Source organism: Streptomyces resistomycificus (assembly GCF_001514265.1).
In the GTDB taxonomy this organism is placed as follows: Bacteria; Actinomycetota; Actinomycetes; order Streptomycetales; family Streptomycetaceae; genus Streptomyces; species Streptomyces resistomycificus.
The window spans coordinates 295,842-320,601 of sequence record NZ_KQ948989.1 but is presented as its reverse complement, the minus strand read 5'-3'; the positions used below and the strand labels follow the sequence as shown (position 1 = coordinate 320,601).

The following is a 24,760-nucleotide window of genomic DNA, read 5'->3' as shown; positions in this document are numbered from 1 at the left end:
GAGGTGGTCAGAGCGGCAGAGCGCAGACCACCGACGGGGCGGAGAGCGGCGGGTGGGGCGCACCGAGAGTTCCGTCGTCCAGGACCCGCAGTGCGGCGAGCGTGCCGCTGTGCTGGTTGGCGACGAGCAGATGACCGCCCGTCAGAGCCAGGCCACGGGGCCAACTGCCGCCGGCGGGGACCTCGCCGAGCGGTTCCAGGGTGGTGCCGTCGAGGCGGAACGCGGCGACCGTGTCCGCGCCCCGGTTGGTCACCCAGACGAAGCGTCCGCAGGGTGAGGCGACGATTCCGCCCGGCTGGTTGACGACGTCCGCCGCTGTCGTGGCAGGCGCGGAGGAGAGGGCCGTCAGAGTGCCGTCGGTGGCGTCGTAGCGGTGGCAGGTGACGGTCGAGGACAGCTCGTCGGCGCTGAACACCAGGTCACCGCCGGGGGCGAAGGCGAGGTGGCGAGGGCCGGAGCCCGCCCGCACCGGGTTCACCGCGACCCGCTCCAGGGTGCCGGTGACGGTGCTCAGCCGGTAGGTGAACACCGCGTCCGCCCCGAGGTCGGTGACCAACACGAAGCGGCCCGCCGGATCGGGAAGGACCTGATGGGCGTGGCTGCCCTCCTGCCGTCCGGTGACCGGTCCCGATCCCTGGTGGACGACGAGGTCGGTCGGTTCCAGCAGCCGTCCGTCCGCGGCGAGCCGGTGCACCGCGACGCTGCCCGGCGCGGTGTCGCTGCCGTAGTTCGCGGTCAGCAGCCACTCCCCGCCCGGGTGGACGGTGAGGTGGCACGGGTTCGCCCCGCCGCTGCTGACGGGGTCACCGAGCGGGGACAGGGTGCCGTCCCCGTCGCGTGCGACGGCGCTGACGGTTCCCGTCTCGGCCTCGTTCGTGCTGTAGACGACGTCGAGCGACGGGTGCGCGGCCAGGAATGAGGCCCCGCTGACGGGCAGCGGCCGCACCTGGTCGTCGTACGTCGTACGGCCGGTCGCAGGATCGAGGAGCAGCGCGGCGATGCCGGGGCCTTCGCCGCCGGAGTCGGGTGTGTAGGAGCCGGTGAGGACGCGGATCGCGCTGGTGGAGGGATGTGCGGGCATGAGTGGTCCTGGAGGTCTCTTGAGCCGGGGCGGAGGGGGTGTCAGCGGACGATGTCGTCGTGGTGGTCCAGCAGTCCCAGTTCGGAGCGCCGGGGCAGGCCCTCCCAGTCGCCGGCGGTGCTCACCGCGAAGGCGCCGAGCAGGGCCGCCGTCGCCAGCCGCCGCTGCGGAGGCTCCCCCGCCAGCAGTTCGGCGAGGTACCCGGCGGCGAACGCGTCTCCCGCGCCCACCGAGTCGTGGACCTGGACCGGTACGGCGGGCTGCCGGTGGGGCCGTCCGTCGAGGAGGGCGTACGCCCCGTCGGCACCGAGCTTGATCACCGCGCCGCCGGGTCCGAGGTCGCAGACACCCTCGGCGAGTTCCTCCGCCCCGTCGGCGCCGGGTACCACGAGAGCGGCCTCGTGCGGTCCGGCGAAGACCAGGTCGCTGCGGCGTATCAGGGGCAGCAGGGACTGCCGGGCCTCGGCCTCGCTCCACAGCAGCGAGCGGTAGTTGATGTCCAGGGAGATGGTCACTCCGGCGGCGGCTGCGATGTCCACTGCGCGGGTCACGGCCGCGGCGGGCCCGTTCCCGAGCGCCGGAGTGATGCCGGTGATGTGCAGGACCGCCGCTCCCGCGACGACGTGCTCGGGGATGTCGTCGGCGGTCAGCCGAGCCCCGGCGGTGTGTGTGCGGTAGTAGCGGGTGCGGCTGTGGGTGGAGGTACGGCGTTCCTTCAGCAGCAGGGAGGTGGGGGCGGAGTCGCGTGCTGCGACGGTGGTGACCCCTTCGGCGCGCAGTTCGCGCAGGACGAGGTCGCCGAGTTCGTCGTCGCCCACCCGGCCGATCCAGGTCGCGGATCCGCCGAGCCGGCTGACTCCGACGGCGACGTTGGACTCCGCGCCGGCTATCCCCAGGCGCAGTGCCGTGCCGAGCGCGAACGGGCCGGGTTCCCGGGCCGCCATGACGGCGAGCACGTCGCCGAGGGTGACGAGGTAGGGCTCGACGGGCGGGGGTGCGGACATGCTCACGCGCTCGCCTCCCCGGCCCGTGCGGTGATCCCTACCGCCTCCAGCAGGGTGCGCGCCCGCGTGGTGAGGGCGTCCAGTGCCTGCGGAGTCGGGTCCTGGTCCGCCCCGCGCAGCAGCGGCGAGCCGATACCGACCGCACAGGCGCCCGCATCCAGGTAGTCCCGTGCCTCTTCGATGCCGACTCCGCCGACGGCGACGAGTGGGATGTCGGGCAGGGGCGCTCGCAGCTGCCGCAGGTGGGCGGGGCCGCCCGTGCTCGCGGGGAACAGCTTGACGGCGGCGGCACCCGCCTGCCACGCCTGGGACACCTCGGTCGGTGTCCAGGCGCCCGGGTAGCACGGGACACCCCGGTCCGCCGCGTTCCGGACGACGGCGGTGTCCACGACGGGGGCGACCAGGAACTCCGCTCCCGCCGCCAGGGCGTCCCTGGCCTGGTCGCCCGTGATCACGGTGCCCGCGCCGACCGCGACGTCGGGGCCGAGGGCATCCCTGATGCGGGCCAGGGAGTCGAGGGCGCCCGGGGTGGTGAGGGTTACCTCGAGGCAGGTGACGCCGCCGGCCGCGAGGGCCCGTGCCACGGCGGGCAGCCCGGAGGCGTCGGCCGACCGGAGGATGGCCATGACCCGGGTCCGGCCGAGCTGCGGGGTGAGGGGAGGGCGCTCCATCACCCCACCACCTGTGGGCGTGTGCCGGTGCCCTGGGAGTCGGTCATGGGAGGTTCCTTTGCGAGTGGGTCCGTTGAGTGAGTGTTTGCCGGCCGGTTCCGCCCGGGCGTCGGTCACTTCAGTCCGGACGTGGCGATGCCGGAGACGAATCCGCGTTGCATGATCAGGAAGAGGGCGAGCACGGGGACGACGTACATCACGGTGCCCGCCGCGACGAGGTTGTTCAGCGGCTCGCCGTGCTGGGTGAAGTAGCCCTTCGCGAGCCGGACGGCGAGCGTGGTGCGGTCGTCGTCCAGCAGCAGGGCGGGTGCGATCCAGTCGCCCCAGGTCCAACTGAAGGACAGGATCAGGCTGGTGGCGATGACCGGCCAGGACTGGGGCAGGAAGATCCGCCAGAAGATGCGGATCTGCCCGCAGCCATCGACGATCGCCGCCTCCTCCAGTTCCTTCGGCATGTTCGCGAAGAACTGCCGGAACAGGAAGATCAGGTAGGGCGCGCCGCACAACCCCCACAGCACCCACGGCATGTAGGTGTTGAGCAGGCCGATCTTGGCGAACAGCAGGTAGGTCGGGACGAGGGTGATGATGTGCGGCAGCATCATCGTCGACAGCAGCACACCGAAGATCACCCGCTTGCCCGGTGCCTCCAGCCGCGCGAAGCCGTAACCGGCCCAGGCGGAGGCGAGTGTCGCCAGCACCGCGTAGAGCGTGGAGAGCATCAGCGAGTTGCGGGCGTAGCCGAGGTACGGCCAGAAGGACAGGGCCTGCTGGAAGTTGCCCAGGCTCGGCCGGTGCGGCCACCAGTGGATGGGCAGGGCTCGCAGCTCCGAGGCGTCCTTGAAGGCGGTGATCAGGAGCCAGCCGAAGGGGCTGAGGAAGAGGACGACGAGTCCCACCAGGAGCATGTAGAGCGCGGTGCGCCGGGGAAACACCATCACTTGCCTCCCAACGTGCGCGGCCGCTTCCCTGCGGCCTGCGGTTCCACCGAGTAGAAGACGACGCCCTTGCTCAGCCGGAAGACGAGCGCGGTGAGCAGCATGATGATCGCGAAGAGCACCCACAGCAGGGCCGAGGCGTAGCCGTAACGGCCGTTGGCGAAGTACTGGGTGAGAACGTGGATCATGAACAGGAAGTTGTCCTGGGGTACGGACGCCATGCCCTGGGGGCTGGCGTCGAGCGAGATGAACAGGGGCGCGAAGCTCTGCAGCGCCCCGATGATCCCGGTGACGACCTGGAAGAACAGCACCGGGGAGAGCAGGGGCAGGGTGACGCGGGTGAAGGACTGCCAGGGGCTCGCTCCGTCCACCTTGGCCGCTTCGAGGATCTCCTTCGGGATGTCCTGCAACCCCGCCAGGGAGATGATCATGATGTTGCCCGCGGCCCACATCGTCAGCACGATCAGCACCCAGCGGGCGTAGGGGTCCGTGAGCCAGGACACCCCGTTGACGCCGAAGAGGTCCAGGAGGCCGTTGGCCGAGCCCGAGTCGCGGTCGAAGATCAGCTTGAAGGTGAGGCCAGCGCCGACGGGCGGCATCACGGCGGGCAGGTACAGCAGCGTGCGGAAGATCCCACGGCCGCGCAGAGGCTGGTTCACCATCACCGCCAGGACGAGTCCGGCCGCGATCGTCAGTGGCACCGTCAACGCGGTGAACAGACCGGTGCGGGCCAGGGAGTCGAGCGTGGTCTGGTCGGTGAGGACCTCGCGGTAGTTGGCCAGGCCGACGAAGCGGGGGTTCGGGGAGAGTCCGTCGGAGTTGGTGAAGCTCAGCCACAGCGCGTATCCGAGCGGGAACGCCGTCAGGGTGAGGAAGCCCAGCATCCAGGGGCCGGTGAACACGTAGAAGGACAGGGTTCTGCGTTGCCGCAGCGAGCCGAACCGGCCGCCCGGCCCCCCGGCCCCCCGGGCGGGCACCGCCCGGGGGGCCGGCACGGAGGCCGGTGCGGTGAGCTGACCGGTGCTGCTCATCCCAGCACCTGCTTGCCCTTGGCCATCTGGTTGTTCATGAGCGAGTTCAGGTTGTCGGCCACCTTGCCCGCCGACGTGCCCGACCTGACCGCCTTCGGCAGCACCTGGCTGAGCGTCGCGTCCAGGGCGGCCAACTGGATGTACGGGCTGAACGTGAGCACCTTGAAGTAGTCGAGCTCCTGCTGCTGCACCTCGAACGCCTGCTTCTGCAAGGCGGTGTTCTGCGGCATCTGCGCGTGCAGCGACTTCAGCGTCGGGATGCCCCAGCCGCTGCTCGCGCGGTCCTTGGCGGGCTGGCCGCCGAAGTACCACTCGAAGAACTTCCAGGCCGCGTCCTTGTTCTTGGCACTCTTGGGGATCCAGTAGCCGGTGGCACTGAAGCAAGGGCTGATGCGGTTGCTGCCGAGCTGGGGTGCGGGGGCGAACCGGGAAACCTTGGCGACCTTGGGATCCCCGCCTATCGCACCGCCGAACCAGTAGCCGTCGCAGGCGATCGCCATCCGGTTGGCCTGGTAGGTGGGCCAGTCCCAGCCGTCCGGGTTGGGGTTGACGACGTTCGGGCCGATGTCTGCCTTCGTGTACTCCAGGAGCCACTTCAGCGCCTTGAGCGCCTCGGGCGAGGAGAAGTCGACCGAGGCCAGGTCCTCGGCGAACAGGCTGCCGCCGGCCGACGCCGTCATGCCCATCAGCTGCGAGAAGTTGCCGAGCCCGGTGGCGTTGAGCCCGTACACCCTGACCTTGCCGAGCCGGCGCTTGACCAGCCGCTCGCCGAGGTCCAGCAACTCGTCGTACGAGAGCGGCTCGGTGGCGCTCGGGTGGTCCAGCTTCGCGGCGTCGAGCAGGTCGGTGCGGTACCAGAGCATCTGGTCCTGCGAGTAGTCCTTCGCCATGCCGTACCGCGGGCCCGCGCCCTGCTTGTGGCCGTCGTAGCGCCACACGTCGTTGACCGGGTCGAGGTCGGAGGCTTTGAGGGCCGAGCTCTTGGCGAAGTACGGGTCCAGGTTCTCCATCAGCCCGCGTGCGGCGAAGTACGGCGTGTCCGTCGCGCCCAGGCCGCGCACCAGGTCCGGCGGGTTCTTGGCGGCCAGCATGGCGTTGAGCTTGGTGTCGTCGGAGGCGATGAACCTGATCTCGAATCCCAGGGCCTCCTCCGCGGCCTGAATGGTCTTCTTGTCCAGCTCGTTGTCGTGCGACATCACGGTGAGCGTCGTCTTGGAGCCGCTTCCGCCACCGCTGCCCCCGCTCCCGTCGACGGAGGCGGCGCAGGCGGACAGCGCGGACGCGCCGAGTGCTGCACCGGCGGAGACGGCGAGGAAACGTCGTCTGTCAAGTGACGTCATGGGCGACTTGGGCATGGTTGAGGGCCTTTCATGCGGGACGTACGGCACATGCGGAACGGCATGCGGGGATTGCCGCGGGGAGCGAACGGGGAGCACGGCGGCCGGCTGCGACGCCGGCCGACTCGGCAGTGGTGCGAGATGCCCTGGACCGGGTGCGATCGTCTGCGTGGACGGTTGCCATAACGGTGTCGAGGGACCGCGAGTGCGACGGTGGTCGCGTCCGCGGTAAGCCTGAGGGCTGGCCTCATGGCCGCGTCGACTCGACATCGGTTATGGCCGATATCTTGTCGTGATGTACATGACCGGTTTCTTGGGCTCTGCCCAGACGTATCGCTTATTTCCGTCCAGGGAAACCGGTTGACTGAAACTTCGGCGAACGTTAGGTTGCGTCGCCAGAAGGTGTCAAGAGGTCAGAACGCGCCACCCTCGGCTCGTACCAGCGGACCAGGGCGACACCCACCGGAGAGGGGAAGCACGTGCCGGAACAGCCCGTACGGGCCAGGCTCGTGGATGTGGCACACGCGGCCGGGGTCTCCAAAGCCACCGTGTCCAAGGTGCTCAACGGCCGAGAGGACCTGATGGTTCGGCCGGAGACGCGCCGGCGCGTCCACGAGGCCGCCGAGGCACTCGGCTACCGACCACACTCCGGGGCCCGCGCCCTGGCCGGCGCCAGCACTCACGCACTGGCGCTCCTGATCCCCGCCCTCGACAACCCCACGTACGTCACCATCGCCCGCGGCGCCTACCAGCGGGCCCGCGAGCTGGGATATCTCTCCCTGCTCGCCGAGGACTTCGACGGGCAGGAGGCCGACGACTCCTTCAACGACCTGGTTCAGGAGAGCAGGGTCGACGGACTGCTCATCGCCTCGGCCCGCCCCGGCCACCCCCTGCTGGAGACCCTGAGCCACAGCCGGGTCCCCCATGTCTTCCTCAACCGCTCCGTGGAGGGTTCCGGCCGGAACGTCACCATGGACGTCGCCCGCTCCAGCGTGACCGCGCTCGACCACCTGTACGGCCTCGGCCACCGCTCGGTCGGCCACATCGCGGGTCCCGCCGGGATCACCCCCAGCGAGGTCCGCAAAGAGGCTTTCCTGCACCACGCCGGCGCCCTGGGGCTGGACGCGGCTCCGGTCGCGTCCGGGGACTTCACCGAGGACGGCGGCGGCGCCGCCGCGCGGGAACTGCTGCGTCCCGCCGCCGGAGGTACGCGCCCGCCGGTCACCGCCCTCTACACCAGCTCGCTCGCCCAGGCCATAGGCGCCATGGCGGCGATCAGGGAGCTGGGCCTCAGGATCCCTGAGGACATCTCCGTGGTCGGCAACGACGACCTGCCCGTGGCCGCGCACCTCCATCCCCCGCTGACCACCGTCGCGATGCCCCTGTACGAGCTGGGGACCGCCGCCGTGGACGCCTTGGTGGCCACCATCGAGAACAGGCCGACGGGAGACGTCGTCGTACCGACCGAGCCGCGGCTGGTGCTGCGTGGCTCCACGGCCGGACCGGCAGAACCAGGAGGAACGCCATGACCGTCGCCGCCGCACCGGCACGTTTCACCGGCCGCACGGCCCTGCTCACCGGGGCCGCCTCCGGCATCGGGGCGGCGACCGCCCGTCGGCTGGCGGCGGAGGGAGCGTCCGTCCTCGTCACCGATGTGGATGCCGAGGCCGCCCGTCAGGTGGCCGAGGAGATTCGCGCGGGGGGCGGGCGGGCACAGGACCGGACGCTGGACGTCACCTCGCCGCAGCAATGGGCCGTGACCGTCGCCGTGGCCGAGTCCTGGACCGGGCGCCTCGACGCGCTCCACCTCAACGTGGGCCGCAACCTGCCCGGAGCGGCCCACGAACTCGACGACGCCGCCTGGCACGATCAACTACGGCTCTGCCTCGACTCCGTCTTCTACGGCGTCCGGGCGGCGGTGCCCCTGCTCAGGGCTGCCAAGGGCGCGGTCGTGATCACCTCGTCCGTGCACGCGGCCATCGGGTTCAAGGGCTTCCCCGCGTACGCGGCGGCCAAGGGCGGGATCGACGCCCTGGTACGCCAGTTGGCCGTCGAGTACGGGGGTCGGATCAGGTTCAACTCCGTCCTGCCCGGAGCCGTGGTGACCGCCCTGTGGGCCGACACTCCCCCGGAGTACAAGGCGCAGACCATCGCGCGCACGCCGGTCGGCAGGCTCGGAGCCCCCGAGGACATCGCCGCCGCCGTGGCCTTCCTCGCCTCCGAGGACGCTTCCTTCGTCACGGGCCAGAACCTGCTCGTGGACGGAGGCCGCAGCATCACCTCCCAGGAGTAGCAGGAGTAGACCTCCGGGCGTTACCCGTGCCGGGTGACCGACCGCCCCCCGGGCTGTCGTCCTCTCCCCTCTCCCCCGCACGTCCCGCACAGCATCCCTTCCTCGCACCACCGTCTCCCTCCTCCCTCCCCCGGGCGAGCGGTCTCCCGCGCTCGCACCCCGACCGCGACCGAACCCGCCTATCCACCACCGAGCCCCGGCCGCGCACCAGGCCGCACACAGCACAGGACCCGGAGGTCCACCCCATGAAGATCACTGGATACGAACTCTTCCTCGTCGAGCCACGCTGGCTCTTCCTGCGCGTCGACACCGACGAGGGAATCTCCGGCTGGGGCGAACCCATAGTCGAGGGCAAGGCCCACACCGTCGCCCGCTGCGTAGAGGAGATGTTCGACTACCTGCTCGGCCAGGACCCGGCCCGGATCGAGGAGCACTGGCAGGTACTCGCCAAGAGTGGCTTCTACCGCGGCGGAGTCGTCCTGAACAGCGCCCTGGCCGGCATCGACCAGGCCCTGTGGGACATCGCGGGCAAGACCCACGGCGTCCCGGTCCACCAGCTGCTCGGCGGCCACGTGCGCGACCGGGTGCGCGTCTACGGCTGGGTCGGCGGCGAAACCCCCGAGGAGCTGGCCGAGTCGGCGGCCTCGCAGGTCGCCAAGGGCATGACGGCGGTCAAGCTGAACCCGTGCGGACATCTGGAGCCGCTCGCCACTCCCGCCGCGATCAACGCCATCGTGGAAGGGGTGAGCGCGGTCCGTGAGGCCATCGGGCCGGAGCGTGACCTGGCGCTGGACTTCCACGGCCGGTTCAGCGGGGCGATGTCCCGTCGCGTCCTGCCGCTCCTGGAGCCGCTCCTGCCGCTCTTCGTCGAAGAGCCCGTGCTGCCGGAGTTCTCCCAGGACCTCGGCGCCGTGGTTCGCTCCACCTCCATCCCCATCGCCACCGGCGAACGGCTGTACTCCCGCTGGGACTTCCGCTCGGTGCTCTCCGACGGAATCGCCGTGGCCCAGCCCGACATCAGCCACGCCGGAGGCATCTCCGAGACCCGCCGCATCGCCGCGATGGCCGAGGCGTACGACGTCATGGTGGCTCCACACTGCCCGCTCGGCCCGATCGCCCTCGCGGCCAGCCTCCAACTCGACTTCGCGACACCCAACTTCCTCATCCAGGAACAGGCGCTGGGCATCGGCTACGGCGACAGCAGCGGGCTGCTGGACTACCTCGCCGACACCACTCCCTTCACCTTCCGCGACGGCTACATCGACCGCCCCACCGCCCCCGGCCTCGGCATCACCATCGACGAGGACGCGGTCCGCTCCGCCGCCGAACGCGGCCACCGCTGGCGCAACCCGGTCTGGCGCAACGCCGACGGCTCACTGGCCTCCTGGTAGCCGAGGCAGGGCCCGCCCGGACGGTCGCATCACGCGGTGACCGGCCCCGGGGGCGTGCACCCAGACGGCCCCGGGGCCGCGGTCGAGGACCGTACGACCGTGCCAGGCTGCGGCTCGTTCGTCATCGCCGGCGTCCAGGCCGGCCCCGAGAGCGAACAGGCCCGCGCTCACCGTCGGTGCCCGTTGATCACACATCGACGGTTCCGCTCCAGGAACGGCTGACACCCGCGATGCGGCACCTGGGCACCTGGGCACCTGGGCACCTGGGCACCTGAACAATGAGCCGTGGGCACCCGGACCCCTTTTCCGCAGCGTGCTCCCCTAACCGAGGTTTCCCCCCGTGGATCAACACCAGCAACAAGATGTACGGCGCTTCGACCACTGTCCCTGGCTGTTCGCCGATGAGGCGGCCGAGGAGCAGCGCGTCGCTCAACGGGAGCGGCAGCGGGAGATCGGTGGGGACAGCGAGGTCGGGGAGCGGTGCTACGTCGCCGAGTCCGCCGCGGTTTTCCCGGACTTGCTGCGGCTCGGCGACGACTCCTACATCGCCGCTCATGCCTATGTCACAGGGGAGTTGACCACCGGCTCGGACTGCACGCTGAACCCGTACGCCATCGTGCGAGGCACCGTCAGCCTCGGCAACGGTGTACGGGTCGGGGCGCACACCTCGCTGCTCGGCTTCAACCACTCCATGGCACCCGACCGTCCCGTCTTCCAACAGCCGCTCACCAGCCGGGGGATCACGATCGGCGACGACGTGTGGATCGGCTCGCACGTGGTCGTGGTGGACGGCGTGACCATCGGTGACCATTGCGTGATCGGTGCCGGTGCGGTGGTGACCAAGGATCTCCCGGCCTGGACAGTGGCCGCCGGAAACCCGGCACGTCCCCTGCGCGACCGCCGAGGCGCCACGGCGCCGCTAGCGGCCCACGGCGCAGACCCTCTCACCCGGTTCGCCGACACCGCCCGCGCCCAGGCCGCCGAAGTCCTCGCCCGGTGCTGGGACGGCAACCGGTACGTCGACCGGCCCGGGGCGACGCCGACGGTACGGGCGCACTGCGACGCCGTGGAGATCGCCGACCTGCTGCTGGGCTCGGTGCCCGAGCAGTTGACCGCCGACGAACACGGCAGGCGGCTGTGTGCCGCCCAGGCCCCGGACACCGGGCTGACGCCCGAGCTCGGCAAGCCACTCCCGACGCCCGACGACGACGGCTTCATCGGCGACGGCCCCGCGCTGTACCACATCCTGTCCGTCGGCTACGCCCTCGACCTGCTGGGCGCCTCCTTCCCCCATCCGGTACGCGGCGCAGCAAAGATGACGGCTGGTGAACTCATCACGCGGCTCGAAGGACTGCCGTGGCGGGACGGTGCCTGGGAAGCCGGGGCCTGGATCGACGCATGGGCCACCGCGGCGCACTGGAACCTGCGGCACACCGGAGACGGCGGTGTGCAGCCGGGCACGCTGGAGGCACTGTTCGGCTGGCTGCTGACCCGGGCCGACCCGTGGACCGGGATGTGGGGCAGCCCCTCCCCCGAAACCGGGCGCCTCCAGATCGTCAACGGCTACTACCGGCTCACCCGCGGCTCTTTCGCCCAGTTCGGGCTGCCGGTTCCGCACCCGGAGCGGGTCGTGGACGCCGTCCTGGACCACGCCCGCGATTCCCGGTATTTCGGCGGCGATCGGGACAACGCGTGCAACGTGCTGGACGTCGTCCATCCTTTGTGGCTGTGCACCCGGCAGCTCGGAACCGGCAGCCGGCACCAGGGTTACCGGTTGGCTGACATCCGCGCCTGGGCCGAGCGCCAGCTGGCCGCGATCCTCCCTCGCTGGCAGAACGGCCGGGGTTTCGGCTTCGGTTGCGGGCCGACGGGCCCCGGCCCGCAACCGGGGCTTCAGGGCACCGAGATGTGGCTCGCCATCATCTGGTACCTCGCCGACCTCCTGGGCCGCGCCGATGCGCTCGGCTACCGGCCACGCGGAATCCACCGCCCCGAGCCCTCCCGGTCCTTCGAGCCGGACCATCGCGTCGATCGCTCCTGACGCACAGCAAGATCCACTGAAGTACGGACCCGCAGAGCAATCCCCGACGGTGGGCGCCGCCTCTTCCCACGGCCTGCCGGCCGGCCGCACCCAGCGGGAAGGCGTGGGCGCTCGCCTGAAAGACCTCTCCGTCCTTCAATCCGGGACAGACACCGACGGGGTGGAGCCAGGATCATCCTGGCTCCACCCCGTGGTGCGAGCGTGTCACTGGAACTGTGCGAAGAACCTCCAGATCTCTGCCTTGGTCCAGGTGGTGACGCCGCTTTCACCGGAGGAGCCGTCGACCGGACCGGGTATGTGGCCTCCGTCGAACGCGGCCCATTGGACCGGGTATCCGGCACGGCAGCCCGAGTAGGTGGTGGTGACGTGCGTGCGGCTGCCCGGCGCGGGCTCGCGCGGGCTTTGGGCAGTGCAGCCGTTGTTGGCGACGAACCTGTCGCGCAGGGACCGTCCTTGCGCGATACCGAGGACGTTGTCGCTGATGCCGTGGATTCCGAAGTAGGCGATCGGCTGGGTGCCGCCGCTGCACCCGCTGATCTGGGCACCGGAGATGACCGCGACGGCCCTGAAGACGTTCGCCCGGCTGCATGCGAGTGCGTAGCTCATACCGCCGCCCCAGCTGAATCCCGTGGCGAAGCGCTGTGCCGGGTTGACACAGAGGCTGCCCTCGATGCGCCGGATCATGTCGTCCACGAAGGTGACGTCCTCACCACCCGAATTGGCCCAGCCGTTGCCGAGACCCTGGGGGGCGACGAGGATCGCGCCGTTGTTCGACTGTTCCTGTTGGCCGTAGTAGGACCAGGCGTTCCCGCTCGTGCCGCCCGAGGCGACTTCGCCGGCGGTCCCGCCCCTCCAGTGGAACGCGAAGATCAACCGGTAGGGGTGGCTGTTGTCGTAGTCGGCGGGAACCCTGAGGATGAAGCTGCGGCTCTTGCCGCCGCTCTGCATCGTGTGCGTACCGCTCGCCAGAGTCGGGGTGCTGCCGCATCCGCCGCCGCCACCGGACGACAGCTTGATCATCTGCCATTGCTGGTTGGCGCCGCCCCAGTCGGAGTACTGGACGACGTTGCCGCCGTCGGCGGTGGAGGCTCCCTGCACCTCCACCGCCTTGCCGCTGGTGCGGTTGATGAGCCGGACGTGGCCCGCGTCGGAGTCGGCCAGACGGAACTGCTGGTTGGCCCCGTTGTGGTCGGCCCAGTTCTGGATCGCGGCGCCGTCCGCGGTCGAGGCGCCGGCGACGTCGAGAACCTTGCCCGAGTGCCGGGCCTTGAGGCGGTAGAAGCCGCCGCCGGAGTCCACGAACTGCCACTGCTGGTTGGCTCCGTCGTTGCGCGTCCACTGGCTGACCCGCGCGCCGTCGGCGGTGGACGCTCCAGAGACGTCCAGCGCCTTGCCGCTGTGGCGATTGACCAGGACGTACCAGGCATGGGTGTCCACCGTCGCCGCCTCGGCGGGCCCCGGATTCACCGCGGCGAGCATGCCGATCGCGAGGGTCGCCGCCACCACGGCGGCGACCCGGGACCACCAGCGATGTCCTCGTGGAGGGGTGGGTAAAGCCACACCGTAGGTCTTCATCGATTCACCTCTCGTTTGTGGCAGCTCCCATCAGGTGCGCGTCCAGCGTTGGTTGCTGCCGTTCGAGCAGGAGTAGAGCTGGATCAGGGTGCCGTTGGCGGTGCCGCCTGAGACGGCGTCGAGGCAGAGGCCGGACTGGACGCCGACGATGGATCCGTCGGAGTTGAGGCGCCATTTCTGGTTGTCTCCGCCCCAGCAGCCGTAGATCTGGACTTTGGTGCCGTTGCCGGTGCCGGCGGCGTCCAGACACTTGTTGCCGTAGACCCTGAGCTCGCCGGCGGCGGTGTACGTCCACTGCTGGTTGGTGCCGTTGTGGCAGTCCCACAGGTTGAGCTGGGTGCCGTCGGCGGTACTGGTGCCGGGCACGTCCAGGCAGCGGCCCGATCCGACGCCCTTGATCGGTCCCGAGTTCGAAGGGGGCGTGGTGGAGCCGCCGTTGAGGGCGTTGAGGACGGCGGTGTAGGCGGGCTTCTTGCTGCCGTCGCCGTTGAACAGCAGCGGCGTCTGCTCCGCTCGCCAGGAGTCGGTGTCGCGCACACCCCAGACGGTGATGCCGAGGCAGCGCGGGACGGCCAGGCAGTCGTTGGTCACATTGGCGTAGGTCGTGGCCGGGGCGCCCTGGATGTCGAGTTCGGTGATGGCCACGTCGACGCCGAGGGCGGCGAAGTTCTGCAGGGTGGTGCGGAAGTTGCTGTTGTAGGGACTGCCGCTGTTGAAGTGCGACTGGAATCCGACGCAGTCGATCGGCACACCGCGCTGCTTGAAGTCCCGGACCATGGCGTACATGGCCTGGGTTTTGGCCCAGGTCCAGTTCTCGACGTTGTAGTCGTTGTAGCAGAGCTTGGCGGCCGGGTCGGCGGCGCGCGCGGTGCGGAAGGCGACCTCGATCCAGTCGTTGCCGGTGCGCTGGAGGTTGGAGTCGCGCCGGGCTCCCGAACTGCCGTCGGCGAAGGCCTCGTTCACGACGTCCCACTGGGCGATCTTGCCCTTGTAGTGGGCCATCACGCCGTTGATGTGGCTGATCATCGCCTGGCGCAGCGTGCTGCCGCTGAGGCTCTGCATCCAGCCGGGCTGCTGGGAGTGCCAGGCCAGGGTGTGGCCACGCACCTGCTTGCCGTTCTGCACCGCCCAGTTGTAGACGCGGTCACCGGCGGTGAAGTTGAACTGGCCCCGCTGTGGTTCGGTGGCGTCGATCTTCATCTCGTTCTCGGCCGTCACCGAGTTGAACTCACGGCCCGCGATCGTCGTGTACGCCGAGTCGCCCAGCCTGCCCGAGGCTATGGCGGTGCCGAAGTAGCGGCCGCTCTGCGCCGCCGCGGCGCCGAGCGTGTTCTCGGCGGCGTGGGCGGTCGGCGGCGCGACCAGTGTGGCGACCGCGGCGAGGACGCCGACGACCAGCGCCAGCAGCAGGCCGCGGATCTTCCGGCGGACAACGGGTCTGGGAAGGGCATACGAGCCCATGGCTGTGCCTCCAAGGTAGAAATCACGGAAGGACTGAAGCGCGGGGGAATGCGTCGTCCGCTCCCACTCGGCAGACGGACGGGGCGGGCCGGAACCGGGCAGCACGGAATCACCGGACACCGCGGAATCACCGGACACCGCGGTCATGGGACCGGGACGGTCTCGACCGACATGGACGACACCCGGTCGGCCGTCGGGTGACGGACGGCGGACGGCGGACGGCGGCGGTGCTTCGACACAGGCATGGGGCACTCCATCGCGGCTCAGCCGGGGGACCGCCACGCGGCGTCGCGCACCTCGCCAACTGCGCGAACAGCCAGGATGTGCTGGAGCGAACCTCACCGGACGAAACGGGGTGGCGCAGGTGCTTCGGTGCGCGGATCTGTCGTGCAGCTGTGCGTGGATCTGCCGTGCAGCTGTGCGTGCATCTGCCGTGCAGCACAGATTGCCCAGGGCCGACGCGGTTCGACATCTCGAACTCTGGCCGCTTTCTCAGACAGGGATGATTGAGGCTTTGACGATGGATCGTCAATACTCTCCGCAGAAGAAGTTTCGATTCACTGTCCGAAACATTCGAGGATCCCGGGCGAGCCGGACGGCGAACCCCGGCGCCGCCGTCGACGGATGCCGTAGCCCCAGGGCCGGGGCCCGGGCCGGGAAGAGTGTGCGGACGCCGCTTGCTCGATTTCTCTCAGGAGGCGCTGTTTGTGGACAGATCGGCGACAGCCCTTGACCAAAGGGCAGCACATTCCTAGCTTGTGGCGTCGAAGCATCCGGGAATTCTTCGAAACTTTCGAGAGCGTTCCTGTCCCCCGGCACGTCCACTCCGCGGTTCATCGGGGTCACCCCACCCCCACCCCTACGCCCCCACACCCCCAAAGGAGGCCCTCTGATGTGGTTTCGCCACCCGTCCCCGGTCCGTCCAAGACGCTTACTCGCCGTCCTCGCGCCCCTGCTGCTCGTGGCAACCTTCCTCGGTGCCCAGCCCGCCGGCGCGGCGACCGTAGACCCCGGCGCCTCGTACGTGCTGGTCAACCGCAACAGCGGAAGGGCCCTGGACGTCTACAACCTGGCGACCAGCGACGGCGCCCGCATCACCCAGTGGACCAGGAACGATCAGGTCCAGCAGCAGTGGCAGTTCGTCGATTCCGGGGGCGGCTACTACCGCATCAAGTCCCGCCACTCGGGCAAGGTGCTGGACGTCCACAACTGGTCCACCGCGAACGGCGGCTCGATCGTCCAGTGGGCCGACCTGAACGCCACCAACCAGCAGTGGCGGCTGGCCGACAGCTCGGACGGTTACGTGAGGCTCATCTCGCGCCACAGCAACAAGGCCCTCGAAGTACAAGGCGCCGCCACCGCCGACAACGCGAACATCGTCCAGTACGACGACTGGGGCGGCACCAACCAGCAGTGGCAGTTCGTCAAGGTCGGCGGCGGCAATTCCGGCCCGTGCGATCTTCCGTCAACATACCGCTGGACATCAACGGGCGCGCTGGCGCAGCCCAAGCCGGGATGGGTCTCGCTCAAGGACTTCACCGTCGTCCCCTACAACGGCAGGCAACTCGTCTATGCGACGACGCACGACACGGGGACGAGTTGGGGTTCGATGAACTTCGGCCTGTTCACCAGTTGGTCTGAGATGGCCTCGGCCAGTCAGAACACGATGTCGGCTTCCACCGTCGCGCCCACGCTCTTCTACTTCGCGCCGAAGAACATCTGGGTGCTCGCCTACCAGTGGGGCGGGACCGCCTTCTCCTACCGGACGTCGAGCGACCCGACCAACCCGAATGGCTGGTCATCCCCGCAGGTGCTCTTCTCCGGAAGCATCTCCGGCTCCGGAACAGGACCCATCGACCAGACGCTCATCGCGGACGGGACGAACATGTACCTGTTCTTCGCCGGTGACAACGGCAAGATCTACCGGGCCAGCATGCCCATCGGGAACTTCCCGGGCAGCTTCGGCTCGTCGTACACGACGATCATGAGCGATACGACGAACAACCTGTTCGAAGCCCCGCAGGTCTACAAGCTGCAGGGCCAGAACCGCTACCTCATGATCGTCGAGGCGATCGGCTCGCAGGGCCGCTACTTCCGCTCGTTCACGGCCACCAGTCTCAACGGCTCATGGACACCCCAGGCCGCGACCGAGAGCAATCCCTTCGCCGGCAAGGCCAACAGCGGCGCCACCTGGACCAACGACATCAGCCATGGCGAACTGATCCGCACCAGCGCCGATCAGACCATGACCGTCGATCCCTGCAATCTGCAGTTGCTCTACCAGGGGCGCAGCCCCGGCTCCGGTGGCGACTACGGCCTCCTGCCCTACCGTCCGGGTCTGCTGACACTGCAGCGCTGACGGCGTGGCACGAGTCCGGCTCCGGTATGGAGCCGGCGTGGCGGGCTCGGCGGAAGGCCGAGCCCGCCCGGGTCACGCGACCACGTCATCGCTCATACGGCGACGGAGCGCGGGTCGGGCAATGTGGCGGCGATACCCAACCGGGGCCATGGCGCCCTGATCGCGGCTCATGCCAAGGGAGGTGTCTGCGGCGGAGTCCCGCCATCCCGCAGAGCAGCTTCGCCCCAAAGGGCCGCGCCCATGAACGCCGGTCCGGCCGGCCCGAGGGCGACCGGATACAGTGCGCGAGACGGCAGCCTGGTCAGGGAGGGAAACGTGACCGACACCAGCAACACCCGGCCCGCCGACAGCGAAGCGGGGGCTGCGCGCCAGAGCCGACTGCACCGCCTGATGCGCTACCTCCCCCTGATCGCCCCCGTCCTGCTGTGGGCCGTGCCCTGCTGGGTGCTCCTGTACACCGGCCAGCACTGGCCGCTGCCCGTCACGCTGGCCGGCACCGCCCTGTTCGTCCTCGGCCTCGTGGCTATGCCGCTCGCAATGGGGCGCGGCCACGGCCGGCGCCAGCAGGACCGGGCAGCAATCGTCGGTGACACCCTGCTGGGCGCCAGTTGGGTCCTGTTCACCTGGTCCGTTCTGCTCGGCGTCCTGTTGCGGCTCGCCCTGACCGTGGCCGGCGTCGGCGCGAGTCAGGACCGGGCCCGAATCGTCACGTGGGCCGTCCTCGTCACAACCGCCGTACTACTCGCCTGGGGGTACGCCGAAGCCCGCCGCGTGCCGCGCGTGCGCCGACTCGATGTGCAACTCCCACGGCTGGGTGCCGGGTTGGACGGCATGCGCGTCGTCCTCATCACCGACACCCACTACGGCCCGCTCGATCGCACTCGCTGGTCGGCGCGGGTCTGCGAGACGGTCAACACTCTGGAGGCCGACCTGGTCTGCCACACCGGAGACATCGCGGACGGCACGGCCGAACGCCGCCGCGCCCAGGCCGTCCCACTCGGTACCGTGCAGGCCAGCCGGGCCCGTGTATACGTCACCGGCAACCACGAGTACTACAGCGAGGCCCAGGGCTGGGTCGACCTGATGGACGAGCTGGGCTGGGAGCCGCTACGCAACCGCCATCTGCTGCTCGAACGCGGAGGCGACACCCTCGTGGTCGCCGGCGTGGACGACGTCACCGCCGAGTCCTCCGGCCTGGCAGGCCACCGGGCCCACCTCGCCGGAGCCATGAACGGCGCCGACCCCGACCTACCCGTCCTGCTCCTGGCACACCAGCCCAAGTTCATCGACCGCGCGGCAGCCGCCGGCATCGACCTCCAGCTCTCCGGCCACACCCACGGCGGCCAGATCTGGCCCTTCCACCACATGGTCCGCATCGACCAGCCCGCCCTCGCCGGCCTCAGCCACCACGGCACCCGCACCCTCCTCTACACCAGCCGCGGCACCGGCTTCTGGGGCCCGCCCTTCCGCGTCTTCGCCCCCAGCGAGATCACCCTGCTCGTGCTCCGCTCCCCGCAGCTGCCCACCTCGCCGTAGCACTGGGCGGGCCACCACATCCGAAAGCACGCATGCGGCGAGGGTCACCTCGCCCGCAGCTAAAAATAGCATCACGCTTCTATATTGAGGTGCGGGCCGGGATCCGCCCTATGCTCGGCCTGTGACAAAGCAGGCGAAGACGGCGAGCAGCGGGGCCCGCGGCCCCCGGGGGTCCTACGCGAAGACCGCCGAGGTGCGGCAGAAGATTCTCGACGCCTGCGTCGAGGCATTCGGCGCCGGAGGCTTCCACGGCGCCACCATGAAGGAGATCGCAGAGCGGGCGGGCATCAGCCAGACCGGGCTGCTGCACCACTTCGGGAGCAAGGCGGATCTGCTGGTCGAGGTGCTCGCCGCGCACGAGCGGGAGACGGCCGCGATCGTCCGGGAAGCCGATGACCTGGATGTGCTGCAGACCCAACTGCGGGTCGTGCGCGCCAACAAGGCCCGGCCCGGGCTGATCCAGCTGCACAGCATCATCTCGAGCGAGGCCACGGCCGGCGGGCATCCCGCACATGAGCTGTACCGGGCCCGCTACGACAGCCTGCGCCTGCACCTGACCCGGATCTTCGCCGAGCTGCGCGGTCGCGGACGCCTGAAGGTGGACACACGGCCGGAGATCCTCGCGAACCTGCTCATCGCAGCCATCGACGGACTCCAGGTCCAGTGGCTGTACAACCCGGGCGCGGTGGACGTGTCGGCAGGCATCGAGGCCTTCCTCGCAGGCGTTGTCGACGACGAGGCCTGAGAACTCCATGCGACGGAAGCCGTGTGCTAGCGTCCACCTCAATCTCGAAACACGAATCCAATTTCGAGATTGAGATCAGGCCGTCGGTTCGCCGATCGCGCACGCAGTCAAGGAGACCTCACATGCCCCGTTCTCGGCCAACCGAGGCTCACACCCCGGCCGAGACATCCACGGCGTCTGTGCCGTCGGCCGACACCGCCGCGCTCGCCCGGAGCGCGGGCCACGATGTGGCCGCGTTCGGCACCGGCCCGCGGCGAAGGCCTCGAACCGGCCGCCCGGCCATCCGTCGGCTTCGTCCACGCGCGACCCCAGCCCGACGCGGCTTCGTCGACGAGCACCTTGCCGGCACGTTTCGAAGACACCGGCGACGCCCCGCTGAAGGCCGCCGCGGGCCTCGTCCGGGCGTGGCCGACCTGTGTGCCCGCGCCGGTGAGACCGGGCTCCGGCTCCTCACCGGCGATGAGTGAACCACGAGCGTGCTCCTGGTCCGCCGACCCGCCTCGCTTGCTCGACTCCCGATAGCGGTCTCCCCCGTCCAGCATGTGCCTGGAGCCGAGAAGCGGCCTGACCGCGCCGAGCCCGAGGGCCGCGACGGCTTCGAAGGCGGAGGGTACGCAGACGGCTGCAGCGAGCGGCCACGACGTCCACGGACTCCGCACCCCTGACCATCGCCGAACGCCGAGTCGGCACGGACGCCTCACCACCGACCATCGCCGAACGCCGAGCCGGCGGGGACGCGGACTCCCGGAGATGGCAGCCGCCATCCCGTGACCCTGTGACCCCCAAGACGTCGGACCGGCAGCAGGACCAGAGGCGCCCGCACCCACCGGAGCACCTGATCATCCCGAGGCCCGGTTCGGCCACGCGTCGGCCAGGTCCACCGTGCTCGCCCACGGGCCTCTCGCACCGGCCCCGGCCGCCCGCGCCGCGAGCCGGAACAAACAAAGAAGCGCAAAACGAGACCCCAAGGAGACGAACGACTTTGAAGCGCAGGCGCGCGAGGATCCCCGCGGCACTCGCTCTGGGAACGGTGATGGTCTTCGGATCCGCTCACCTTCCCGCCCCGGCAGCCGAGGCAGCCGTGGCAACCCACACCGAGACCGGCATCGCGCTGGTGAATCAGGAGCAGCTCTCCGCGCGGCTCACCGAGCTGACCTTCACCTCGTCCGCCCTCGACGGCCCGACCAAGGTACGCGTACTGCTCCCCCGCGGCTACGACGCGGAGAAGAGGCGCCGTTACCCCGTGCTGTACCTCTACCACGGTGGAGGGCAGAGCGCTTCGAGCTGGACACAGGACGGTGCCGCCGAGGAGATCACGGCCGATCTGCCCGCGATCGTGGTGATGCCGGACGCCGGCTCCACGGAGTGGTATGCCGACTGGTGGAACAACGGCGACCACGGCCGGCCGATGTGGGAGACCTTCCACATCAACAGGCTTCTCCCGTGGGTGGACGAGCACTACCGCACGATTCCCGAGCGCGGCGCGCGGGCTGCCGCCGGACTGTCGATGGGCGGGTTCGGGGCCGTCTCGTATGCCGCCCGGCACCCCGACTTCTTCGGTGCCGTCGGCTCGTTCTCCGGAGACGTCGACCACCAGAACGTCGAGATGCGCACCATCATCGAGCAGCTCCACCCCTCCCTCTGGGGCCCGTGGGCGACGCAGGAGGTGCGCTGGCGCGGGGACAACCCCTGGGACCTGGCGGCCAATCTGGCCCACACGGACGTGTCGCTGTACACGGGCAACGGCCGGCCCCGAAAGGACGGCGAGGCCGTGGACCGCACCGAACAAAGGATCCGGCAGGAGAACGTGTCCTTCCACGAACGCCTGCTGGATCTCGGTATCCGGCACCGGTGGCACGACTACGGACCCGGCAGCCACACATGGCCCTACTGGCAGGCCGACCTCCGGGCCTGGATGCCACACCTGGAGGCCTACTTCGCCCGCCACGCGCAACACCGCGCCACTCCCCGGTCGTTCACCTTCTCGTCGACCAGGCCGCGGTACGGCACCTACGGCTGGACCGTACGGATGCGGCGAGACGTCACCGAGTTCAGCGCGCTGCAGGTGACGCGCCAGCGCCGCTTCACTGTGGTCGGGAACGGCTCGGCCACGGTGGTGACACCCTCACTGGCTCGGCCGGGCGGGCGGTATCACGTCACCGTCCGCGACCGCGAGGGCCTTTCGGTGCGGTCGGCCACAGCCGACGGCCAGGGACGCTTGACCATTCCCCTCGTACTGGGCCCCGGCAACCCGCACCAGCAGTACTCGCCGCAGGCCGATACGTCGAGTACGGGCCCCAGCCCTGACGACGTGCCGTTCCACACCAGGGGCAACGACTCTCGCTTCCACCGGGCCGAGGTGACGATCCGTCAGCGTTGAGACCCGTCTCTTCGCCCACCGGGTCTGAGGCGGGGAACACCGAGGAAGACTGCGGGAGATCGCGACCGGGCAGTCGTTCCCAGCGGCTGTGTCGCGGCGAAGTCGGCGCACGGCGCGTGAGGGATCGGCCCGCTCATCGCCGGAGGCAACGGGCTACCGTCGGAGGCAACGGGCTACCGCCGAAGGCAACGGTTTATCGCCGGAGGCAACGGGCTACCGCCGGAGGCAACGGTTTACGCCCGGCCGTCCGGTCCGCCGTACCGCGCGCCGGCGCCCTCACGCTCGCGCACGAGCAGGCGATCGCCGTGGCCCCCGTGCGGCCCGCTCCCCCACCGGGCCGGCTGACCGTCGAGGTCGGTCCAAACGGTGCGGCAAGAGCACGCTCTGGAGGGGGCTGCGCCGACCGCACGCCCCGGAGGCGGCGACGTCCTGCTCGACGGCCGGGTCCTGGCCGGCTGCCCGTTCGGTTCCCCGTCAGGTTCAGCGTGGTGAAGGGGAAAGTGGGATGGATCATCGTCGCAAGCAGTCCCGCGAAGGCAGCGAGCTCGGATGCCCGGCTCGCTGCGGCCGACCAGGTCTCGGCCGGATGGCCGAACAGCACCACGGCGGCGGTGGTCCCGGCAGCGGGGCAGCCTCCTCAGTCTGCGTGGTGCGGCCCTGGTATCAGCCCGGCAGAGCCGTTCACGCGCATCCCGGTACAGAGCAGGGCCGGGCCGCTTGAGCACCTCGGAAGAACGTCACTATCGTCTAACCCAGAGGTGAGACGCCTCTCTACGATGAGGCATCCCGGGAGGCTCCCCCTGACGGTCAAGAACGAGGAACAGGGTGCTGGGCGCGGCATGCGCCGCGACGCGGTCCGCAACCGCCGCAAACTCCTGGAAGCCGTCGGGGAAGCTCTCAGAACCGAGCCCGGCGCGATGACCATGGCAGTCGTCGCGGAGCGAGCCAACCTGTCGCTGGCCACGGCCTATCGGTACTTCCCGTCAGTCGAGGAGCTCCTCAAGGCCTACCTGCTCGGCGTTATCGTCCAGCTGCGCAATTACAGCCATGACTGCCCCAAGACCGGCCCGGACCTGTTCGAGGAGGTCGTCCGGGAGTGGGCTCGCCTGGTCCGCAGCTACGGCCCTGCCATGGTCCAGATCCGGTCGCGCACGGGGTTCCTCACCCGCCTGCGCGGCAACGACGAGGTGATCACCCCGGTCCGGGACGCATGGGAACGCCCCATTCGCAGTGTCATGCGGCACCTGAACGTGCCGGATGAGCATTTCGATCACGCGTTGTTCCTGTACAACGCCATGTTCGATCCGCGCGAGATCCTGGACCTGATCAGCACCGGCCTCTCCGAGGAGACGGCGATCAGCCGTTTGACCGCGGCCTACTACGGGGCTCTCCAGGGCTGGGCCCGCGCCTGAGGCGGAGGTTCGGCAGCCGGTGAGGGGCGACTCCCCCCGCGGCCGGCGCTCAGCACCAGGAATTACGTAGCCACCCGGGACATCTGCGGTGGGCCTCAGCCATGCCCCCGACCCGCTCGGGCGTGGGCAACCGCCCGCGTCCGGTCGATCCAGCCGCGTTCCCACCCTTGAACGGCTCATCACGATGTGAGAATCTACTCGCACTTTACATCCGCCGTGACCCCTGGAGATCGGATGAGCGCATCCCCCTCTCGAACGGCCATCTCCCTTCCGGAACGCATCAGGGCGGCGTCGAGGCGGCCCCCCTCCCTGGGCGGTGCGGTGCCTGGCGCCATCTCTCTGGCCATGGGTGAGCCCGACAACGACACGCCGCAGCAAGTAGTGGAGGCTGCCGTCCGGGCGTTGCGCGCAGGTCGCACCCGGTACTCGCAGATCACGGGGTCTCCGGACCTCCGCCAGGAGATCGCCTCCCACCTGGCACATTCCCAGGGCATCGAGGTCGGCCCGGCGAATGTCGTCGTCACCCACGGAGGCAGCGCCGGCCTCGCAGCCACCGTCCTCGCTTTGCTGAACCCGGGCGATCGAGTACTGCTCCCCGAACCGACCTACTCCCTGTACGCGGACCACGCGGCGATGGCGGGAGCCAGGGTCGAGTGGATCTCCACTCGGCCTGACGGCTCGATCGACCTGCACAAACTCGCGGCGGCCGCGCCGGGAGCCCGCATGCTCATCCTGTGCAATCCCGTGAACCCAACCGGAATGGTGTTCTCGAAGGCCGATATCGAAGGAATCGGCGCCATCCTCCGCGACCACCCCGACCTCCACCTCGTATCGGACGAGGCATACGGCGATATCGTCTTCGACGAGATCGCGTTCACCTCGGCATTGGCACTCACCTCCGTGCGGGACCGGGTGACACTCTCCGGCACGTTCTCCAAGTCGTACTCGATGACCGGCTGGCGCATCGGTTTCCTCTGCGCCACCCCCGATGTCGCCGAAAAGATCAACCTCGTTCACCGAACGATCAACGGACCCTTGAACACGTTCGTCCAGGACGCAGCCGTCGAGGCGCTCCGCATTCCCGACAAGGATCTCCACGCGCTCTCGGCGCGTTTCCAGCGCCGCCGCGATCGGGTCATGCAGCACCTCGACGGTCTCGACGCAGTGAGCGTCGTTCGCCCCCTCGGAGCGTTCTACGCCTTCCCGCGCGTCCACAGCAGCCTGTCCTCCGTCGAGCTCGTACAACGCCTCGCCGACGGAGGTGTGCTCGTACGCGCCGGGTCCGAGTTCGGCCCTTCAGGCGAAGGACACGTACGCCTCTCCTTCGCGACTGACGACGTCGCACTCGAGGAGGGGCTGCGCCGCTTTACGAACGTCATCAAGGCGCTCTAGCCCTGCCCCTCGATTTCGATCAACGGGACCCGCCGCGACGGCTGCGTCAAGCAGCACGCCAGGTGTACCGGCGAGACTCACGTAAAAGGTCGACGGAATTACGGAGGTTCGGAGTT

18 protein-coding genes are annotated in these 24,760 nt (G+C 69.6%); 10 read left to right on the top strand and 8 right to left on the bottom strand.

Annotation, left to right across the window (positions count from 1 at the left end):
* Positions 1 to 7: 7 nt before the first annotated feature.
* The 6 genes from AQJ84_RS06720 to AQJ84_RS06695 all read right to left on the bottom strand — a co-directional run bounded on the left by AQJ84_RS06720 (position 8) and on the right by AQJ84_RS06695 (position 6,062).
* Positions 8 to 1,081 (bottom strand): lactonase family protein, encoded by a 1,074-nt coding sequence (locus AQJ84_RS06720; RefSeq protein ID WP_053191588.1) that lies wholly within the window; start codon positions 1,079 to 1,081, stop codon positions 8 to 10.
* Between the two features lie 41 nt (positions 1,082 to 1,122).
* Complete coding sequence (locus tag AQJ84_RS06715) at positions 1,123 to 2,085, bottom strand: sugar kinase (RefSeq protein ID WP_030037758.1); 963 nt, start codon at positions 2,083 to 2,085, stop codon at positions 1,123 to 1,125.
* Between the two features lie 2 nt (positions 2,086 to 2,087).
* Positions 2,088 to 2,756 carry a bifunctional 4-hydroxy-2-oxoglutarate aldolase/2-dehydro-3-deoxy-phosphogluconate aldolase gene (locus tag AQJ84_RS06710; protein WP_053191586.1) on the bottom strand — a complete coding sequence of 223 codons (669 nt, stop codon included), beginning with the start codon at positions 2,754 to 2,756 and terminating at the stop codon, positions 2,088 to 2,090.
* A 113-nt stretch (positions 2,757 to 2,869) separates the two neighbouring features.
* Positions 2,870 to 3,691: a carbohydrate ABC transporter permease gene (locus tag AQJ84_RS06705; RefSeq protein ID WP_030037759.1), complete on the bottom strand. Its 822-nt coding sequence runs from the start codon at positions 3,689 to 3,691 to the stop codon at positions 2,870 to 2,872.
* Complete coding sequence (locus tag AQJ84_RS06700) at positions 3,691 to 4,722, bottom strand: carbohydrate ABC transporter permease (RefSeq protein ID WP_037801860.1); 1,032 nt, start codon at positions 4,720 to 4,722, stop codon at positions 3,691 to 3,693. The genes AQJ84_RS06705 and AQJ84_RS06700 overlap by 1 nt, the downstream gene beginning before the upstream one ends.
* Positions 4,719 to 6,062, bottom strand: a complete 1,344-nt coding sequence (locus AQJ84_RS06695) for an extracellular solute-binding protein (protein ID WP_225877089.1) — start codon at positions 6,060 to 6,062, stop codon at positions 4,719 to 4,721. The genes AQJ84_RS06700 and AQJ84_RS06695 overlap by 4 nt, the downstream gene beginning before the upstream one ends.
* A gap of 476 nt (positions 6,063 to 6,538) precedes the next feature.
* Here AQJ84_RS06695 and AQJ84_RS06690 point away from each other — a divergent pair, with 476 nt between their 5' ends.
* The 4 genes from AQJ84_RS06690 to AQJ84_RS06675 all read left to right on the top strand — a co-directional run bounded on the left by AQJ84_RS06690 (position 6,539) and on the right by AQJ84_RS06675 (position 11,784).
* Complete coding sequence (locus AQJ84_RS06690; protein WP_030037762.1) at positions 6,539 to 7,588, top strand: LacI family DNA-binding transcriptional regulator; 1,050 nt, start codon at positions 6,539 to 6,541, stop codon at positions 7,586 to 7,588.
* Positions 7,585 to 8,352, top strand: a complete 768-nt coding sequence (locus tag AQJ84_RS06685) for an SDR family NAD(P)-dependent oxidoreductase (protein ID WP_030037763.1) — start codon at positions 7,585 to 7,587, stop codon at positions 8,350 to 8,352. The genes AQJ84_RS06690 and AQJ84_RS06685 overlap by 4 nt, the downstream gene beginning before the upstream one ends.
* A gap of 245 nt (positions 8,353 to 8,597) precedes the next feature.
* Positions 8,598 to 9,743, top strand: coding sequence for a galactonate dehydratase (gene dgoD, locus AQJ84_RS06680; RefSeq protein WP_030037764.1), 1,146 nt, complete (start codon positions 8,598 to 8,600; stop codon positions 9,741 to 9,743).
* Between the two features lie 340 nt (positions 9,744 to 10,083).
* Positions 10,084 to 11,784: an acyltransferase gene (locus AQJ84_RS06675; protein WP_037801863.1), complete on the top strand. Its 1,701-nt coding sequence runs from the start codon at positions 10,084 to 10,086 to the stop codon at positions 11,782 to 11,784.
* Between the two features lie 204 nt (positions 11,785 to 11,988).
* On the opposite strand, the gene AQJ84_RS06670 is transcribed toward AQJ84_RS06675, so the two are convergent.
* Positions 11,989 to 13,290, bottom strand: a complete 1,302-nt coding sequence (locus AQJ84_RS06670; RefSeq protein WP_030037766.1) for an RICIN domain-containing protein — start codon at positions 13,288 to 13,290, stop codon at positions 11,989 to 11,991.
* Positions 13,291 to 13,389: 99 nt separating this feature from the next.
* Positions 13,390 to 14,820, bottom strand: a complete 1,431-nt coding sequence (locus AQJ84_RS06665; protein WP_030037767.1) for an endo-1,4-beta-xylanase — start codon at positions 14,818 to 14,820, stop codon at positions 13,390 to 13,392.
* An 892-nt stretch (positions 14,821 to 15,712) separates the two neighbouring features.
* On the opposite strand from AQJ84_RS06665, the gene AQJ84_RS06660 reads away from it, so the two are divergent.
* From AQJ84_RS06660 to AQJ84_RS06635, 6 genes are all read left to right on the top strand, one after another.
* Complete coding sequence (locus AQJ84_RS06660; protein WP_030037768.1) at positions 15,713 to 17,179, top strand: non-reducing end alpha-L-arabinofuranosidase family hydrolase; 1,467 nt, start codon at positions 15,713 to 15,715, stop codon at positions 17,177 to 17,179.
* 315 nt (positions 17,180 to 17,494) lie between these two features.
* Positions 17,495 to 18,715: a metallophosphoesterase gene (locus tag AQJ84_RS06655; protein WP_030037769.1), complete on the top strand. Its 1,221-nt coding sequence runs from the start codon at positions 17,495 to 17,497 to the stop codon at positions 18,713 to 18,715.
* Between the two features lie 121 nt (positions 18,716 to 18,836).
* Positions 18,837 to 19,460 (top strand): TetR/AcrR family transcriptional regulator, encoded by a 624-nt coding sequence (locus AQJ84_RS06650; RefSeq protein WP_030037770.1) that lies wholly within the window; start codon positions 18,837 to 18,839, stop codon positions 19,458 to 19,460.
* Positions 19,461 to 20,442: 982 nt separating this feature from the next.
* Positions 20,443 to 21,840 (top strand): alpha/beta hydrolase, encoded by a 1,398-nt coding sequence (locus AQJ84_RS06645; RefSeq protein WP_128092179.1) that lies wholly within the window; start codon positions 20,443 to 20,445, stop codon positions 21,838 to 21,840.
* Between the two features lie 839 nt (positions 21,841 to 22,679).
* Positions 22,680 to 23,252 carry a TetR/AcrR family transcriptional regulator gene (locus tag AQJ84_RS06640; protein ID WP_030037772.1) on the top strand — a complete coding sequence of 191 codons (573 nt, stop codon included), beginning with the start codon at positions 22,680 to 22,682 and terminating at the stop codon, positions 23,250 to 23,252.
* Positions 23,253 to 23,438: 186 nt separating this feature from the next.
* Entirely contained in the window at positions 23,439 to 24,644 is a 1,206-nt protein-coding gene (locus AQJ84_RS06635; RefSeq protein ID WP_209442706.1) for a pyridoxal phosphate-dependent aminotransferase, read from the top strand.
* The last annotated feature ends 116 nt before the right edge of the window (positions 24,645 to 24,760 follow it).

What these genes read in the sequence shown, in the direction of transcription:
- AQJ84_RS06640 (WP_030037772.1), top strand. Translation starts at nt 22,680, where the DNA reads ATGCGCCGCGACGCGGTCCGCAACCGCCGCAAACTCCTGGAAGCCGTC.
- AQJ84_RS06715 (WP_030037758.1), bottom strand. Translation starts at nt 2,085, where the DNA reads ATGTCCGCACCCCCGCCCGTCGAGCCCTACCTCGTCACCCTCGGCGAC.
- AQJ84_RS06710 (WP_053191586.1), bottom strand. Translation starts at nt 2,756, where the DNA reads ATGGAGCGCCCTCCCCTCACCCCGCAGCTCGGCCGGACCCGGGTCATG.
- AQJ84_RS06695 (WP_225877089.1), bottom strand. Translation starts at nt 6,062, where the DNA reads ATGACGTCACTTGACAGACGACGTTTCCTCGCCGTCTCCGCCGGTGCA.
- AQJ84_RS06685 (WP_030037763.1), top strand. Translation starts at nt 7,585, where the DNA reads ATGACCGTCGCCGCCGCACCGGCACGTTTCACCGGCCGCACGGCCCTG.
- AQJ84_RS06700 (WP_037801860.1), bottom strand. Translation starts at nt 4,722, where the DNA reads ATGAGCAGCACCGGTCAGCTCACCGCACCGGCCTCCGTGCCGGCCCCC.
- AQJ84_RS06665 (WP_030037767.1), bottom strand. Translation starts at nt 14,820, where the DNA reads ATGGGCTCGTATGCCCTTCCCAGACCCGTTGTCCGCCGGAAGATCCGC.
- AQJ84_RS06705 (WP_030037759.1), bottom strand. Translation starts at nt 3,691, where the DNA reads ATGGTGTTTCCCCGGCGCACCGCGCTCTACATGCTCCTGGTGGGACTC.
- AQJ84_RS06660 (WP_030037768.1), top strand. Translation starts at nt 15,713, where the DNA reads ATGTGGTTTCGCCACCCGTCCCCGGTCCGTCCAAGACGCTTACTCGCC.
- dgoD (WP_030037764.1), top strand. Translation starts at nt 8,598, where the DNA reads ATGAAGATCACTGGATACGAACTCTTCCTCGTCGAGCCACGCTGGCTC.
- AQJ84_RS06720 (WP_053191588.1), bottom strand. Translation starts at nt 1,081, where the DNA reads ATGCCCGCACATCCCTCCACCAGCGCGATCCGCGTCCTCACCGGCTCC.